The following is a 15306-nucleotide window of genomic DNA, read 5'->3' as shown; positions in this document are numbered from 1 at the left end:
GAGATTGAGTCATGGCAGAAGCAATCGCCGATAATGTTCCGGCCAAGGCCACTCCAATAGACGGCAAACCGCCGCTGTTCGGGTTGTCTTTCCTGGAAAACCTCTCCGAGATGACCATGTTGCGTCAGGTGGGCCTGTTGGTCGGCCTGGCTGCGAGCGTGGCGATTGGTTTTGCCGTGGTGTTGTGGTCCCAGCAGCCGGACTACCGGCCTCTATACGGCAGCCTTGCCGGCATGGACGCCAAACAGGTCATGGAAACCCTGGCCGCCGCCGACATTCCCTATACCGTCGAACCGAATTCCGGTGCCTTGCTGGTCAAGGCCGATGACCTGTCCCGTGCGCGGCTCAAGCTCGCGGCCGCTGGTGTCACTCCCAGCGACGGCAATATCGGTTTCGAGATTCTCGACAAGGAGCAGGGGCTGGGTACCAGTCAGTTCATGGAGGCGACCCGCTATCGTCGCGGCCTCGAAGGCGAACTGGCCCGGACCATCTCCAGCCTGAACAACGTCAAGGGTGCCCGCGTGCACCTGGCGATTCCGAAAAGTTCGGTGTTCGTGCGTGACGAGCGCAAGCCAAGCGCTTCGGTTCTGGTTGAACTGTATTCCGGTCGCTCGCTGGAGCCGGGCCAGGTCGTCGCCATCATCAATTTGGTGGCGACCAGCGTTCCCGAACTGAGCAAATCGCAGATCACCGTTGTCGACCAGAAGGGCAACCTGCTGTCGGATCAGGCGGAAAACTCCGAGCTGACCATGGCCGGCAAGCAGTTCGATTACAGCCGTCGCATGGAAAGCATGCTGACTCAGCGCGTGCATAACATCCTGCAACCGGTGCTGGGCAACGACCGCTATAAAGCCGAAGTCTCGGCCGATGTGGATTTCAGCGCCGTCGAATCGACTTCCGAGCAGTTCAACCCGGATCAACCGGCGTTGCGCAGCGAGCAGTCGGTCAACGAACAACGTACCGCCAGCAATGGCCCGCAAGGTGTGCCGGGTGCCTTGAGCAACCAGCCGCCGTCGCCTGCCTCGGCGCCGCAAACCACTGGTGGCGCCACTGCGTCGGCCGGCATGGTGCAGCCAGGCCAGCCACTGCTTGATGCCAACGGTCAGCAGATCATGGACCCGGCCACTGGTCAGCCGATGCTGGCGCCGTACCCGGCCGACAAGCGTCAACAATCCACCAAGAACTTCGAGCTCGACCGTTCCATCAGCCACACCAAACAACAGCAGGGCCGTTTGAATCGCCTGTCGGTGTCGGTGGTGGTGGACGATCAGGTCAAGGTCAACGCAGCCAATGGCGAAACCACCCGTGCGCCGTGGAGCGCCGATGAATTGGCGCGCTTCACTCGCCTGGTGCAGGACGCGGTCGGTTTCGACGCCAGCCGTGGCGACAGCGTCAGCGTGATCAACATGCCGTTCTCTGCTGAGCGCGGTGAAGTGATCGCCGAGATTCCGTTCTACTCCCAGCCGTGGTTCTGGGACATCGTCAAGCAAGTGCTGGGGGTGTTGTTCATCCTGGTGCTGGTGTTCGGTGTGTTGCGTCCGGTGCTCAAGAACATCACCGGCGGGGGCAAAGACAAGCAACTCGCGGCCTTTGGCAGCGACGTGGAACTCGGCGGCATGGGCGGCCTGGACGGCGAACTGGCCAACGACCGCGTCAGCCTCGGTGGCCCGACCAGCATCCTGCTGCCGAGCCCGAGCGAAGGCTATGACGCACAGTTGAATGCAATCAAGAGTCTGGTGGCAGAAGATCCGGGTCGCGTGGCCCAGGTCGTGAAAGAGTGGATTAACGCAGATGAGTGATAACCGAGCCGCTGTCGCCAAACTGTCCCGGGTTGATAAAGCCGCGATCCTGCTGCTGTCCCTGGGTTCTACGGATGCCGCACAAGTGCTGCGCCACATGGGGCCCAAAGAGGTCCAGCGTGTGGGCGTGGCCATGGCCCAGATGGGTAACGTGCACCGCGAGCAGGTCGAACAGGTCATGAGCGAGTTCGTCGACATCGTCGGCGACCAGACCAGCCTGGGCGTCGGCTCCGATGACTACGTGCGCAAAATGCTCACCCAGGCCTTGGGCGAAGACAAGGCCAACGGCCTGATCGACCGGATCCTGCTGGGCGGCAACACCAGTGGCCTCGACAGTCTGAAGTGGATGGAACCGCGCGCCGTCGCCGACGTGATCCGCTACGAGCACCCGCAGATCCAGGCGATCGTAGTGGCGTACCTTGATCCGGACCAGGCCGGTGAAGTGCTGGGCAACTTCGACCATAAGGTGCGGCTGGACATCATCCTGCGGGTGTCTTCGCTGAACACCGTGCAGCCGGCGGCCCTGAAAGAGCTCAACCAGATTCTCGAGAAGCAGTTCTCCGGCAACTCGAATGCCTCGCGCACCACCCTGGGTGGCATCAAGCGCGCGGCAGACATCATGAACTTCCTCGACAGCTCGATCGAAGGTCAGCTGATGGACTCGATCCGCGAAGTCGACGAAGACCTTTCCGGTCAGATCGAAGATCTCATGTTCGTGTTCAACAACCTGTCCGATGTCGACGACCGCGGTATTCAGGCGCTGTTGCGCGAAGTGTCCTCGGACGTCCTGGTGCTGGCCCTCAAAGGCTCGGACGAAGGCGTCAAGGAAAAGATCTTCAAGAACATGTCCAAACGAGCGGCCGAACTGTTGCGCGACGACCTCGAGGCCAAAGGCCCGGTGCGTGTCAGCGACGTGGAAACGGCGCAGAAAGAAATCCTCACCATTGCCCGCCGTATGGCCGAAGCCGGAGAAATCGTTCTCGGCGGGAAGGGCGGCGAAGAGATGATCTAAGGTCACTATGTCGTCCAAACATGATGAGTCCCAGACCGACCTGATCCGTGGCAAGGCCGTCGCAGGTTTCGATGTCTGGGCGCTGCCCAGCTTCGACCCGTTTGTGCCGGAACCCGAGCCGGAGCCTGAGCCCGAACCGCCGGAAATGGAAGAAGTGCCGCTGGAAGAAGTCCAGCCACTGACCCTCGAAGAGCTCGAAAGCATTCGCCAGGAGGCTTACAACGAAGGCTTTGCGGTTGGCGAGAAAGAAGGTTTCCATAGCACCACGCTCAAGGTCCGTCAGGAAGCCGAAGTGGCCCTGACGGCCAAGATCGCGCACCTGGAACAGTTGATGGCCAACCTGTTCGAGCCCATTGCCGAGCAGGACACCCAGATCGAAAAGTCGCTGGTCGACCTTGTACAGCACATCACCAAACAGGTTATTCAGCGCGAGCTGGCCATCGACTCGACGCAGATCGAACACGTCATGCGTGAAGCGCTCAAGCTCTTGCCACTGGGCGTGGGCAATGTGCGGTTGTACGTCAACCCGCAGGATTTCGAACAGGTTAAAGCCCTGCGCGAGCGCCATGAAGAAACCTGGCGCATCGTCGAGGACGAGTCCTTGTTGCCGGGCGGTTGCCGGGTCGAGACCGAACACAGCCGTATCGATGCGACCATCGAAACCCGTGTGACCCAGGTCATGGCCAAGCTGTTCGACCAATTGCACGATCAGGCGTTGCACCCGGCCGCGCCGGACCTCAGCCTGGAATTGCCGATCGACAAGAAGCCTGCCGTCATCCCGGTCGAACCGGAACTGGACCATCCCGATGCGCCTTGATCGCACCAGCTTCGCCAAACGCCTCGGCAGCTACGCCGAGGCCACGGAGCTGGCTGGCGCGCCGATCCTCGAAGGTCGCCTGTTGCGCATGGTCGGCCTGACCCTCGAAGCCGAAGGTTTGCGCGCCGCCATGGGCAGCCGCTGCATGGTCATCAACGATGACAGCTATCACCCGGTGCAGGTCGAAGCCGAAGTCATGGGCTTCTCCGGCAGCAAAGTCTTTCTGATGCCGGTCGGCAGCGTCGCCGGCATTGCGCCAGGCGCACGCGTGGTTCCCCTGGCGGACAACGGTCGCTTGCCGATGGGCATGAGCATGCTCGGGCGGGTGCTCGATGGCGCCGGTCGTGCGCTGGATGGCAAGGGCGGGATGAAGGCTGAAGACTGGGTGCCAATGGACGGCCCGACCATCAACCCGCTCAAGCGTGACCCGATCAGCCAGCCGCTTGACGTGGGCATTCGCTGCATCAACGGTTTGTTGACGGTCGGTCGCGGTCAGCGCCTCGGGCTGTTCGCCGGTACCGGCGTCGGCAAGAGTGTGCTGTTGGGCATGATGACCCGTTTCACCGAGGCCGACATTATCGTGGTCGGGCTGATCGGTGAGCGGGGTCGAGAAGTTAAAGAGTTCATCGAGCACATCCTCGGTGAAGAAGGGCTCAAGCGTTCGGTGGTGGTGGCTTCGCCGGCGGACGATGCGCCGCTGATGCGTTTGCGCGCGGCCATGTACTGCACGCGGATCGCCGAGTATTTCCGCGACAAGGGCAAGAATGTCCTGTTGCTGATGGATTCCCTGACCCGTTTCGCTCAGGCCCAGCGGGAAATCGCCCTGGCCATCGGCGAACCGCCGGCGACCAAGGGCTATCCGCCGTCGGTGTTTGCCAAGTTGCCGAAACTGGTGGAGCGGGCCGGTAACGCCGAAAAGGGCGGCGGCTCGATCACCGCGTTCTACACGGTATTGTCTGAAGGCGATGACCAACAGGACCCGATCGCCGACTCGGCGCGGGGCGTGCTTGACGGGCACATCGTGCTGTCCCGGCGTCTGGCCGAGGAAGGGCATTACCCGGCCATCGACATCGAAGCGTCCATCAGTCGGGTCATGCCGTCGGTGGTCGGTATCAAACACCTGAACCACGCGCAGATGTTCAAGCAATACTGGTCGCGCTATCAGCAGAGCCGCGACCTGATCAGTGTCGGCGCCTACGTGCCCGGCGGTGACCGGGAAACCGACACAGCGATCAATCTGCAACCGGCCATGTCCCTGTACCTGCGCCAGGGCTTGAACGACAACATCAGCATGGGCGCCAGCGAAAACCATCTTGCTTCGGTCTTCGCGCCAGCGCCAGGCGGTTAACCAGTCATGGCCTCGAGTCGCGCGGCACGCCTGGCGCCTGTGGTGGACATGGCTGAAAAGGCCGAGAAAACCGCCGTCCAGCGCCTGGGGCACTTCCAGGGCCAGGTTCGTTTGGCGGAAAGCAAACTCGCCGACCTCGAAGCCTTCCGTCTCGACTACCAGGAACAATGGATCGTGCGCGGCAGTGGCGGCGTTTCGGGTCAGTGGCTGCTGGGCTATCAGGGGTTTCTCGCGCAATTGGGCACGGCCATCGACCAGCAGCGCCAGAGCCTGAACTGGCATCAAAACAACCTGAACAAGGCCCGAGAAGCCTGGCAACAGGCATTTGCCCGGGTCGAAGGCTTGCGCAAACTGGTTCAGCGCTACATGGATGAGGCACGGCAACTGGAAGACAAGCGCGAGCAGAAGTTGCTGGATGAATTGTCCCAGCGGTTGCCGCGTCAGGATTCGTATTGAGTGTTGGTTTCAAAGGATTGCAGCCTACGGCAGCACCTGCACGGGTGCATGCAAACCTGATTCCGGAGACGCTGTCGAAGGCTGCGATCTTTTGACCTTGCCCCAGCCCCCGGCAAGTGCTAAACCTTGTACACGTACGTTCGCCAATGACAAGGAAGCCGTGAAATGTCAGTCGTTACAGAAGTATCCCCGGATGGGCAAAAGTTGACGATTTCGGTTAAGGGGCGATTCGATTTCGGTCGTCATCAGGAGTTTCGCGAGTCCTACGAGCGACTCAACCAGAAACCCGAGTCCATCGTCGTAGATCTGAAGGACGCCACGTATCTCGACAGTTCGGCGCTGGGCATGTTGCTTTTGCTGCGCGATCACGCCGGTGGCGACAACTCCGATATTCGTGTCGTCAACAGCAGTAGCGATGTGAAGAAAATCCTCGCCATCTCCAACTTCGACAAGCTGTTCGACATCAGTTGACTGTCATGCAGCCGCTCGAGCCGCTGACGATTCTGATCGCCGAAGACAGTGCGGCCGATCGAATGCTGCTGTCGACTATCGTCCGTCGTCAGGGTCATGAAGTGCTGACAGCCAGTAATGGCGCCGAGGCGGTCGAGGCGTTTCGCTCGCAGCGGCCGCACCTGGTGCTGATGGACGCCATGATGCCGGTGATGGATGGCTTCGAGGCTGCGCAGCAGATCAAGGCGCTGGCCGGCGAAACCCTGGTGCCGATCATCTTTCTGACGTCGCTGACCGAAAGCGAAGCCCTGGCTCGTTGTCTGGAGGCCGGGGGCGACGACTTTCTGGCAAAGCCTTACAACCAGGTGATCCTCGCAGCCAAGATCAAGGCAATGGACCGCCTGCGGCGTTTGCAGGCCACGGTGCTGGAGCAGCGCGACCTGATCGCCAGGCACCATGATTACCTGCTCAACGAGCAGCGAGTGGCCAAAGCCGTGTTCGACAAGGTGGCCCACTCCGGTTGCCTGAATGCGCCGAACATCCGTTATCTGCAATCGCCCTATGCGCTGTTCAACGGCGATCTGTTGCTGGCCGCGTTTACCCCGGTCGGCGACATGCATGTGTTACTCGGTGATTTCACCGGCCATGGTTTGCCGGCCGCTGTCGGTGCCATGCCGTTGGCCGAAGTTTTCTATGGCATGACCGCCAAGGGTTATGGCTTGTCCGAAACCCTGCGCGAGATGAACGCCAAACTCAAACGTATCCTGCCGGTCGACATGTTCTGCTGCGCGACCCTGCTGCGCCTGAGCTTTCAGCGAGGGTCGGTGGAGGTCTGGAACGGCGGGATGCCGGACGGCTATTTGCACAACGCCACCAGTGGCGAGCGTACAGCGCTCACGGCACGGCACTTGCCGCTGGGTGTGCTGAGCCCGCAAACCTTCGATGACCGCACCGAGGTGTTCCCGATGGCTGTCGGGGATCGGGTGTTCCTGTTGTCTGATGGAGTGATCGATACTTGCGATGCCAATGAGCAGTTATTTGGCGTAGAGCGATTGGAGCAGGTGTTTGCAGCCAATCGTCAGCCCGATGCGCTGTTCGAAGAAATCGAGCAGGCTCTGCGGGACTTTCGCGGCGAGGCTCGCGATGACGTGAGCATGGTTGAGGTCAGCCTGTTGGATGCGGCGCAACTGAGCCCGCCAGCACCGGTATATTCCGACAGCGGTCAGTCCTGCCCGCTGGACTGGTCGGTGAGTTTCGAATTTCGCGCCGCCACCCTCAAACGCTTCAACCCGCTGCCGTACCTGTTGCAATTGCTGTTTGAGGTGCACGGCCTGCGCGCTCAAAGTGGTGCGCTCTACAGTGTGCTGGCAGAGCTTTACTCCAACGCCCTGGAGCATGGCGTGCTAGGTCTGGATTCGAGTCTCAAGCGCGATGCTTCGGGTTTTGCGCGTTATTATCAGCAGCGCAGTGCGCGCCTGGACGAATTGCAGGACGGCTATGTGCGGGTACATTTGCAGGTGACGCCAAAAGGCGAAGGTGGTTGCCTGACTGTTCGAGTCGAAGACAGTGGCAAGGGCTTCGATGTGGTGCGGGTGATGGAGCGTCCCGTCGATGATGTCCGTTTGTCGGGACGTGGAGTCAGTTTGATCCGACAGTTGAGTCATCATGCGAGCTGGTCCGATAATGGGCGCAGTGCTCGCGTGGAGTTTTTCTGGGAGGCTCAGGCATAATCCCGGGCATTCTTGATCAAAGGAGTGAACAAGTGGACAACACACATCTGGATCGTGACGTGCTAAGCGCGTTGCAAGAAGTTATGGAGGATGGGTATCCAGAATTGCTCGATACCTTTCTCAGCGATTCCGAAGAGCGATTGAGCTTGCTGCGCAAGGCTGACGATGCCGATCGGTTAGGTGCCACGGCGCACAGTTTCAAGGGCAGCAGCAGCAACATGGGCGCGACTCGGTTGGCTGAGCTGTGCCATGAGCTGGAGCAGCGAGCCAAAGAGAAAAAACTCGAAGGCATAGAAGCGCTGGTTGGAGAGATCGACGGCGAATTCGCGATTGTTCGACCGCTTTTTGAGGCAGAGCGCCAACGTTCCCTGGCTGAATAAGACAACCATCCAGCGCTTTTGGCGGCCAGCGAACAAAGCTGGCTCGACCCTTGCAGTCAATTCACTCAACTGTACCTACGATCCCAGTGCAGCGGAGACCGTTCCATGCCCGTTACCCCCAACATTCTTATTCAGGCCGCTGCTGCGGCCAAGACTCAAGCCGCGTCCGCCAATACACCGGCGTCGACGGTTGAGCCCGGGGACAAGGCGTCCAGCTTCGCTGAGGTCTACGCCAATCAAGCCCAGAACAAGCCTTCGGCTACGGCGGACGGATCGGCTAAACCTGTACGTGACAAAGCCTCGGACAACACTGGCAAAAAGGACGTGGGCAACGACTCGTCTGCCGCCCAGGAGCCGACGGTTGCCGATAGCGGCAAATCCTTGCCCGCCGATAAACCGGCGCAGGCCGATGACAAGACCGCCAGCGATGACGCGCCGGATACCGCTGAGTCGACGACGCCGGTAGTCGATACCGCGCCTGTCGATCCAGCCCTCGATCCGGCGTTGATGCAAGTGGTGCAGCCGGTGCTGCCAGCCCCTGTGCCGGAAACCCCACCGGTTGTCGCCGCTGTGCAGTCAACCGTACAAGCACCCGTCGCGGCCGCCGTTACCGCAACAGCGACGCCGGCCGCTGCGACCACTGATCCTGATTTCGATCCCGAAGCCGATCCTCTTGATGCGCTGCCGGCCGTGCGTATGGCGTTGGAGCAGAGCGGGCACGTTTCGGCCGCCAGCCAGGCTCAGCCAAAAGCGGCGCCGACTCAGGCTCACGTCGACGGCGAGCTGACCTCGGCACAGAACTTTGCTGCAGGCATGGCGAGCATGCTCGACGTGCAGGCTGATCAGGACAGCACCAGCCAGGGCGGCGAGAAGGCGTTCAGTGGCCTGATCGATGACGGCCTCAAGGATCTCAAGTCCGCCAGCAGCGACACCCGTGTCGATGACTTCGCCAATCGTCTGGCGGCTCTGACCCAGGCGGCAACACCCAAGACTGCCAATGCATTGCCGGTGAACCAACCGATCGCCATGCATCAGAGCGGTTGGACCGAAGAGGTGGTCAACCGGGTCATGTACCTGTCCAGCGCCAATCTCAAGGCGGCGGATATCCAGTTGCAACCGGCCGAACTGGGACGCCTCGATATTCGGGTGAACATGGTTCCGGATCAGCAGACCCAAGTGACCTTCATGAGCGCTCACCCAAGCGTTCGCGAAGCACTCGACGGGCAAATGCATCGCCTGCGGGACATGTTCGCGCAGCAGGGCATGGGCCAGGTCGACGTCAACGTTTCCGATCAGTCCCGTGGCTGGCAGGGCCAGGGGCAGGAACAGGCTCAACAGGGGCAGGGCGGGCGCACCAATGCCAGTGGCGGTCGCCTCGATTCGATGGATGAAGAGCTTCCTGCGACGGTCGCTGACGTGGCCGCCAACACCACCAGCCTGATCGGCACCAGCGCGGTCGATTATTACGCCTGATAATCAGGGCGCCCCCTCAAAAGATCGCAGCCTTCGGCAGCTCCTTGTATCTACGGGTGTACACCATCCAAATGCAGGAGCCGCCGAAGGCTGCGATCTTTTGATTTCCGTTGCCTGCCTGCCGCCTCCACATAGCCCCAGACACTTCTGGCATAACACTTGCTCTTGCCTTGCCGTGCGACTGTGAAAACCCGAATAGTGACGGATTATTGGCATGGCGAAGAGTGAAGCAGTAGTAAAAGACCCCGCAACCAAAGGCAAAATCAAGCTGATCATTGTGATCGTCGTGGCCCTGCTGCTGGCGATCGGCTTGTCCGTGGGGGCGACCTGGTTCTTCATGCACGGCGCCCAGAGCAAGCCTGCCGCCGCGGCTGAAACCGCTGTGGTCGGCAAGCAGCCGGCGATCTTCGAGCCAATGGCTCCAGCCTTCGTGGCCAACTACACCCAGAACGGCCGTCAGCGCTACATGCAGGTGAGCATCACCATGCTGGGGCGTAATCAGGCTGATCTGGAGGCGCTCAAAGTCCACATGCCGGTGATCCGCAATAACCTGGTCATGCTGTTTTCCGGTCAGGATTTCGCCACGCTGGCGACCCCGGTCGGCCAGGAGATGTTGCGTCAGAAAGCCACGGCCAGCGTTCAGGAAGTGGCGCAGAAAGAGCTGGGCAAAGTGGTGATCGAACAGTTGCTTTTCACTAATTTCGTACTGCAGTAGGAACACGACATGGCCGTGCAGGACCTGCTGTCCCAGGATGAGATCGATGCGCTGTTGCATGGCGTCGACGATGGTCTGGTACAGACCGATAACGCTGCCGAACCCGGCAGTGTCAAAAGCTACGACCTGACCAGCCAGGATCGCATCGTCCGTGGACGCATGCCGACGCTGGAAATGATCAACGAGCGTTTCGCCCGCTACACCCGCATCAGCATGTTCAACATGCTGCGCCGCTCGGCGGACGTTGCCGTCGGTGGCGTGCAGGTGATGAAGTTCGGTGAATACGTGCACTCGCTGTACGTGCCGACCAGCCTCAACCTGGTCAAGATCAAACCGCTGCGCGGCACCGCGCTGTTCATCCTCGACGCCAAACTGGTGTTCAAGCTGGTGGACAACTTCTTCGGCGGCGACGGCCGTCACGCGAAGATCGAAGGGCGTGAATTCACCCCCACCGAACTGCGTGTGGTGCGCATGGTGCTGGAACAGGCTTTCGTCGATTTGAAGGAAGCCTGGCAGGCGATCATGGAAGTGAACTTCGAGTACATCAACTCGGAAGTGAACCCGGCCATGGCCAACATCGTCGGGCCGAGCGAAGCCATTGTGGTGTCGACGTTCCACATCGAACTCGATGGCGGTGGCGGCGACCTGCACGTGACCATGCCTTACTCGATGATCGAGCCGGTGCGCGAGATGCTCGATGCCGGCTTCCAGTCGGACCTCGACGATCAGGACGAGCGCTGGATCAACGCCTTGCGCCAGGACGTGCTGGACGTCGACGTACCGATCGGTGCCACCGTTGCCCGCCGCCAGCTGCGCCTTCGCGACATCCTGCACATGCAGCCCGGCGACGTGATCCCGGTCGAGATGCCGGAAGAAATGATCATGCGCGCCAACGGCGTGCCGGCCTTCAAGGTCAAGATGGGCTCGCACAAAGGCAACCTCGCGTTGCAAGTGATCGAGCCGATCGAGCGCCGCTGACCGGCGCTCGTACCCCCCCTACGCATTTAACTGAATTGTTGCCCGCCGAGGACAAATGATGAACGACGATATGAACGCCCAGGACGACCAGGCACTGGCCGACGAATGGGCTGCGGCCCTGGAAGAGACCGGTGACGCCGGGCAGGCTGACATTGATGCGCTGCTGGCGGCCGATGCCGGTTCGGGCTCCAACCGTCTGCCGATGGAAGAGTTCGGCAGCGTGCCGAAGAACAACGATCCAGTGACGCTGGACGGTCCGAACCTGGACGTGATCCTTGATATCCCGGTGTCGATTTCCATGGAAGTCGGCAGCACCGACATCAACATCCGCAACCTGCTGCAACTCAACCAGGGTTCGGTGATCGAGCTCGATCGCCTGGCCGGCGAGCCGCTGGACGTGCTGGTCAACGGCACGCTCATCGCCCACGGCGAAGTGGTAGTGGTCAACGAAAAGTTCGGCATCCGCCTGACCGACGTGATCAGCCCAAGCGAACGCATCAAGAAGCTGCGCTGAGTGAACAAGGTTCTTGCGGTTCTGTTGGCCTTGCCATCCAGCGTGCTGGCGGCCGAGTCGGTGACGACTGCTGCGACAGCGGCCGCCGCGCCAGCTGTCAGCAGTGGTGTGGCCGGGCAATTGACGCAATTGGTGTTCGGCTTGCTGCTGGTGTTGGGGTTGATCTTCTTCCTCGCCTGGCTGCTACGCCGGGTTCAGCAGGCCGGCCCGGCGGGCAAGGGGCAAGTGATCGAGTTGATCGGTTCCCGAGCCCTCGGCCCCCGTGACCGCTTGATGCTGGTACAGGTCGGCAACGAACAGATTCTGCTCGGCCTGAGCCCCGGCACCATCACCGCGTTGCATGTGCTCAAGGAGCCGGTACAAGTGCCGGGCGCAACCGAGAAAGCGACTCCGGAGTTTGCCCAGCGTCTGTTGGAGATGCTTGGCAAGGATCAGAAGGATAAGAAGTAATGGGTGCGTTACGCATCGTCTTGACGCTGGCCCTGATGCTGGCTGCGCCACTGGCGTTCGCCGCCGATCCGTTGTCGATCCCGGCGATCACCCTGGGCACCAATGCCAATGGCGCCCAGGAATACTCGGTCAGCCTGCAAATCCTGCTGATCATGACGGCGCTGAGTTTCATCCCGGCGTTCGTCATGCTGATGACCAGTTTTACCCGGATCATCATCGTGTTCTCGATCCTGCGTCAGGCCCTGGGCTTGCAGCAGACACCGTCGAACCAGATCCTCACCGGCATGGCGCTGTTCCTCACCATGTTTATCATGGCGCCGGTGTTCGATCGGGTGAATCAGGATGCCTTGCAGCCGTATCTGGCGGAGAAACTCACCGCTCAGGATGCTGTCGCCAAGGCTCAGGTGCCGATCAAGGACTTCATGCTGGCCCAGACTCGCAGCAGCGATCTGGAGCTGTTCATGCGCCTGTCCAAGCGCACTGATATTGCTACGCCGGATCAGGCGCCGCTGACGATTCTGGTGCCGGCGTTCGTGACCTCGGAACTGAAAACCGCGTTCCAGATTGGCTTCATGATCTTCATTCCGTTCCTGATCATCGACCTGGTGGTGGCCAGTGTGCTGATGGCGATGGGTATGATGATGCTCTCGCCACTGATCATTTCCCTGCCGTTCAAAATCATGCTGTTCGTGCTGGTGGATGGCTGGGCGTTGATCATCGGCACGTTGGCCAGCAGCTTCGGCGGTGTTTCACCATGACGCCCGAAGTTGCCGTGGACATCTTTCGCGAAGCGCTGTGGCTGACCACCATGATGGTCGCCGTGCTGGTGATTCCGAGCTTGCTGGTGGGGCTGTTGGTGGCGATGTTCCAGGCGGCCACGCAGATCAACGAACAGACCCTGAGCTTCCTGCCGCGTCTGCTGGTGATGCTGGTGACGCTGATCGTTGCCGGCCCGTGGCTGGTGCAGACTTTCATGGAATACATTCTTCAGCTGTACCACAGCATTCCTCAGGTCATCGGTTAAGCCATGTCGCTGCTGCAACTGACCGATACCCAGATCAGCACCTGGGTGGCGACGTTCATGTTGCCGCTGTTTCGCATCGGCTCGTTGCTGATGGTCATGCCGATTTTCGGCACGACGCTGGTGCCCAAACGCGTGCGTTTGTACTTCGCGCTGGCGATCACTGTGGTCATCGCACCGGGTCTGCCGCCCATGCCCGCGGTCAACGCGCTGGACTTGAGTGCGATGCTGCTGATTGCCGAGCAGATCATCATCGGTGCGGTTCTCGGTTTCTCCTTGCAACTGTTCTTCCAGGCGTTCGTGGTCGCCGGGCAAATTGTCGCGATCCAGATGGGCATGGGCTTCGCTTCGATGGTCGACCCTACGAACGGCGTGTCAGTGGCGGTGATCGGGCAGTTTTTCACCATGCTGGTGACGCTGTTGTTTCTGTCGATGAACGGCCACTTGGTGGTGTTCGAAGTCCTCACTGAAAGCTTCACCACGCTGCCGGTCGGTGGCGGGTTGATGGTCAATCATTTCTGGGAACTGGCCGGCAAGCTCGGCTGGGTGCTTGGTGCGGCGCTGTTGCTGGTGCTGCCGGCGATCACCGCGTTGCTGGTGGTCAATATTGCATTTGGCGTGATGACCCGGGCGGCGCCGCAGCTGAACATCTTCTCGATCGGTTTCCCGCTGACCCTGGTACTTGGACTGTTCATCGTCTGGGTCGGCCTGGCGGACATTCTCAATCAGTATCAACCGCTGGCCGCCGAGGCCTTGCAGTTGTTACGCGAACTGGCACAGGCGCGCTGAGTCATGGCTGAGAGCGAAAGCGGTCAGGACAAAACAGAAGACCCCACGGAGAAACGCAAAAAGGACTCCCGTGAGAAGGGTGAGATTGCGCGCTCCAAGGAGCTCAACACCCTGGCGGTCATGCTCGCCGGCGCCGGTGGGCTGCTGATTTTTGGTGGCGCCCTGGCCCAGGATTTGATGGAGCTGATGCGCATGAACTTCTCGCTCTCGCGAGAGGTGATTCTGGATCAGCGCTCCATGGCGACTTATCTGCTGCATTCGGGACAGATCGCCTTGTTCGCGATTCAGCCGGTGATGATCACCTTGCTGCTGGCCGCGCTGATCGGCCCGATTTCCCTGGGGGGCTGGCTGTTTGCGGCTGGCTCCATGGCGCCCAAGTTCAGTCGCATGAATCCCGCCGCAGGGCTGAAACGAATGTTCTCGGTCAAGGCGCTGGTGGAGCTGCTCAAGGCTCTGGCGAAGTTTTTCATCGTGTTGTTCGTGGCGTTGGCCGTCTTGTCGTCGGACATCGACGATCTGCTGCGCATCGCTCATGAGCCGTTGGACATGGCGATCATTCACAGTCTGCAAGTGGTCGGCTGGAGCACCTTGTGGATGGCTTGCGGGCTGATCATCATCGCGGCGGTCGACGTGCCGGTGCAGCTCTGGGAAAGCCACAATAAGCTGCTGATGACCAAGCAGGAAGTGCGTGACGAGCACAAGGATCAGGAGGGGCGGCCGGAGGTCAAACAGCGCATTCGCCAGTTGCAGCGCGAGATGTCGCAGCGGCGAATGATGGCCGCGATCCCCGACGCCGACGTGGTCATCACCAACCCGACCCACTACGCCGTGGCGCTCAAGTACGATCCGGAGAAGGGTGGTGCGCCGATGCTGATCGCCAAGGGTAGCGACTTCCTGGCCTTGAAGATCCGCGAAATCGCCGTGGCCAACCAAGTGCAGTTACTCGAATCGCCCGCCCTGGCGCGTTCGATTTACTACTCCACGGAACTGGATCAGGAAATTCCAGGCGGGCTGTATCTGGCGGTGGCTCAGGTATTGGCGTACGTCTATCAGATCCGCCAGTACCGCGCGGGCAAGGGTAAACGTCCGGATCCGTTGAAGGATGATTTGCCGATTCCGCCGGATCTGCGGCGCGATTCCTGATTGGGTCTACGGTTCTGAAATCAAAAAGATCGCCGCCTTCGACAGCGCCTACGGGCGCTGATGCCGCCTATTGGCTTTTTCATTGCCGGGCTCTTTCGCAATACTGTTTTCCTGTTTCTTCCTGTCGTCCTGTTGCTTGGGCGCAACCAGATCGAAGCCTTTGGCATCGTTGAATGACTTGACCGCTTTCTTGGGCATGATCGCTGCTCCGGCGCTTGGTATTACCAACGC

At 60.5% G+C, this 15306-nt stretch carries 18 protein-coding genes; 17 read left to right on the top strand and 1 reads right to left on the bottom strand.

The features are described from left to right. Positions 1–11 precede the first annotated feature (11 nt). The 17 genes from fliF to flhB all read left to right on the top strand — a co-directional run bounded on the left by fliF (position 12) and on the right by flhB (position 15075). The gene (fliF, locus tag LOY28_RS21800; protein ID WP_086945865.1) at positions 12–1799 is read left to right on the top strand and encodes a flagellar basal-body MS-ring/collar protein FliF; all 1788 of its coding nucleotides are present in this window, start codon (positions 12–14) and stop codon (positions 1797–1799) included. Further along, complete coding sequence (fliG, locus tag LOY28_RS21795) at positions 1792–2811, top strand: flagellar motor switch protein FliG (protein ID WP_003184041.1); 1020 nt, start codon at positions 1792–1794, stop codon at positions 2809–2811. Before fliF ends, fliG begins: the two co-directional genes overlap by 8 nt. 7 nt (positions 2812–2818) lie before the next feature. Continuing rightward, complete coding sequence (fliH, locus tag LOY28_RS21790) at positions 2819–3628, top strand: flagellar assembly protein FliH (protein ID WP_258612527.1); 810 nt, start codon at positions 2819–2821, stop codon at positions 3626–3628. Then, a complete protein-coding gene (gene fliI / locus LOY28_RS21785) occupies positions 3618–4976 on the top strand; it encodes a flagellar protein export ATPase FliI (RefSeq protein ID WP_018925045.1) in 1359 nt (452 codons plus the stop codon). The genes fliH and fliI overlap by 11 nt, the downstream gene beginning before the upstream one ends. Positions 4977–4982: 6 nt before the next feature. Next, positions 4983–5432, top strand: coding sequence for a flagellar export protein FliJ (gene fliJ, locus LOY28_RS21780; protein ID WP_018925046.1), 450 nt, complete (start codon positions 4983–4985; stop codon positions 5430–5432). Positions 5433–5597: 165 nt separating this feature from the next. Continuing rightward, positions 5598–5903: an STAS domain-containing protein gene (locus tag LOY28_RS21775; protein ID WP_018925047.1), complete on the top strand. Its 306-nt coding sequence runs from the start codon at positions 5598–5600 to the stop codon at positions 5901–5903. Between the two features lie 5 nt (positions 5904–5908). Beyond that, positions 5909–7612, top strand: a complete 1704-nt coding sequence (locus LOY28_RS21770; RefSeq protein WP_064619470.1) for a fused response regulator/phosphatase — start codon at positions 5909–5911, stop codon at positions 7610–7612. Positions 7613–7644: 32 nt separating this feature from the next. Continuing rightward, complete coding sequence (locus LOY28_RS21765; protein WP_018925049.1) at positions 7645–7992, top strand: Hpt domain-containing protein; 348 nt, start codon at positions 7645–7647, stop codon at positions 7990–7992. 105 nt (positions 7993–8097) lie between these two features. Then, positions 8098–9465: a flagellar hook-length control protein FliK gene (locus LOY28_RS21760; RefSeq protein ID WP_258612526.1), complete on the top strand. Its 1368-nt coding sequence runs from the start codon at positions 8098–8100 to the stop codon at positions 9463–9465. Between the two features lie 214 nt (positions 9466–9679). Further along, entirely contained in the window at positions 9680–10180 is a 501-nt protein-coding gene (gene fliL, locus LOY28_RS21755) for a flagellar basal body-associated protein FliL (protein WP_258612525.1), read from the top strand. Positions 10181–10189: 9 nt separating this feature from the next. Further along, positions 10190–11158, top strand: coding sequence for a flagellar motor switch protein FliM (fliM, locus tag LOY28_RS21750; protein ID WP_007938639.1), 969 nt, complete (start codon positions 10190–10192; stop codon positions 11156–11158). 58 nt (positions 11159–11216) lie between these two features. Then, entirely contained in the window at positions 11217–11672 is a 456-nt protein-coding gene (gene fliN, locus LOY28_RS21745; protein WP_408981051.1) for a flagellar motor switch protein FliN, read from the top strand. After that, positions 11673–12122: a flagellar biosynthetic protein FliO gene (fliO, locus tag LOY28_RS21740; protein WP_018925053.1), complete on the top strand. Its 450-nt coding sequence runs from the start codon at positions 11673–11675 to the stop codon at positions 12120–12122. After that, entirely contained in the window at positions 12122–12880 is a 759-nt protein-coding gene (gene fliP, locus LOY28_RS21735; protein WP_007938646.1) for a flagellar type III secretion system pore protein FliP, read from the top strand. Before fliO ends, fliP begins: the two co-directional genes overlap by 1 nt. Further along, entirely contained in the window at positions 12877–13146 is a 270-nt protein-coding gene (gene fliQ / locus LOY28_RS21730) for a flagellar biosynthesis protein FliQ (protein ID WP_007938648.1), read from the top strand. Before fliP ends, fliQ begins: the two co-directional genes overlap by 4 nt. 3 nt (positions 13147–13149) lie before the next feature. Beyond that, positions 13150–13932, top strand: coding sequence for a flagellar biosynthetic protein FliR (fliR, locus tag LOY28_RS21725; RefSeq protein WP_018925054.1), 783 nt, complete (start codon positions 13150–13152; stop codon positions 13930–13932). Positions 13933–13935: 3 nt separating this feature from the next. Then, the gene (gene flhB, locus LOY28_RS21720) at positions 13936–15075 is read left to right on the top strand and encodes a flagellar biosynthesis protein FlhB (protein WP_086945860.1); all 1140 of its coding nucleotides are present in this window, start codon (positions 13936–13938) and stop codon (positions 15073–15075) included. A gap of 48 nt (positions 15076–15123) precedes the next feature. Here flhB and LOY28_RS21715 read toward each other — a convergent pair whose 3' ends face one another. Further along, positions 15124–15273: a hypothetical protein gene (locus tag LOY28_RS21715; protein ID WP_019648112.1), complete on the bottom strand. Its 150-nt coding sequence runs from the start codon at positions 15271–15273 to the stop codon at positions 15124–15126. Positions 15274–15306: the final 33 nt, after the last annotated feature.

It is taken from the genome of Pseudomonas sp. B21-017, assembly GCF_024749245.1.
Classification (GTDB): domain Bacteria; phylum Pseudomonadota; class Gammaproteobacteria; order Pseudomonadales; family Pseudomonadaceae; genus Aquipseudomonas.
This window is presented reverse-complemented; position numbering and strand designations above follow the sequence as displayed.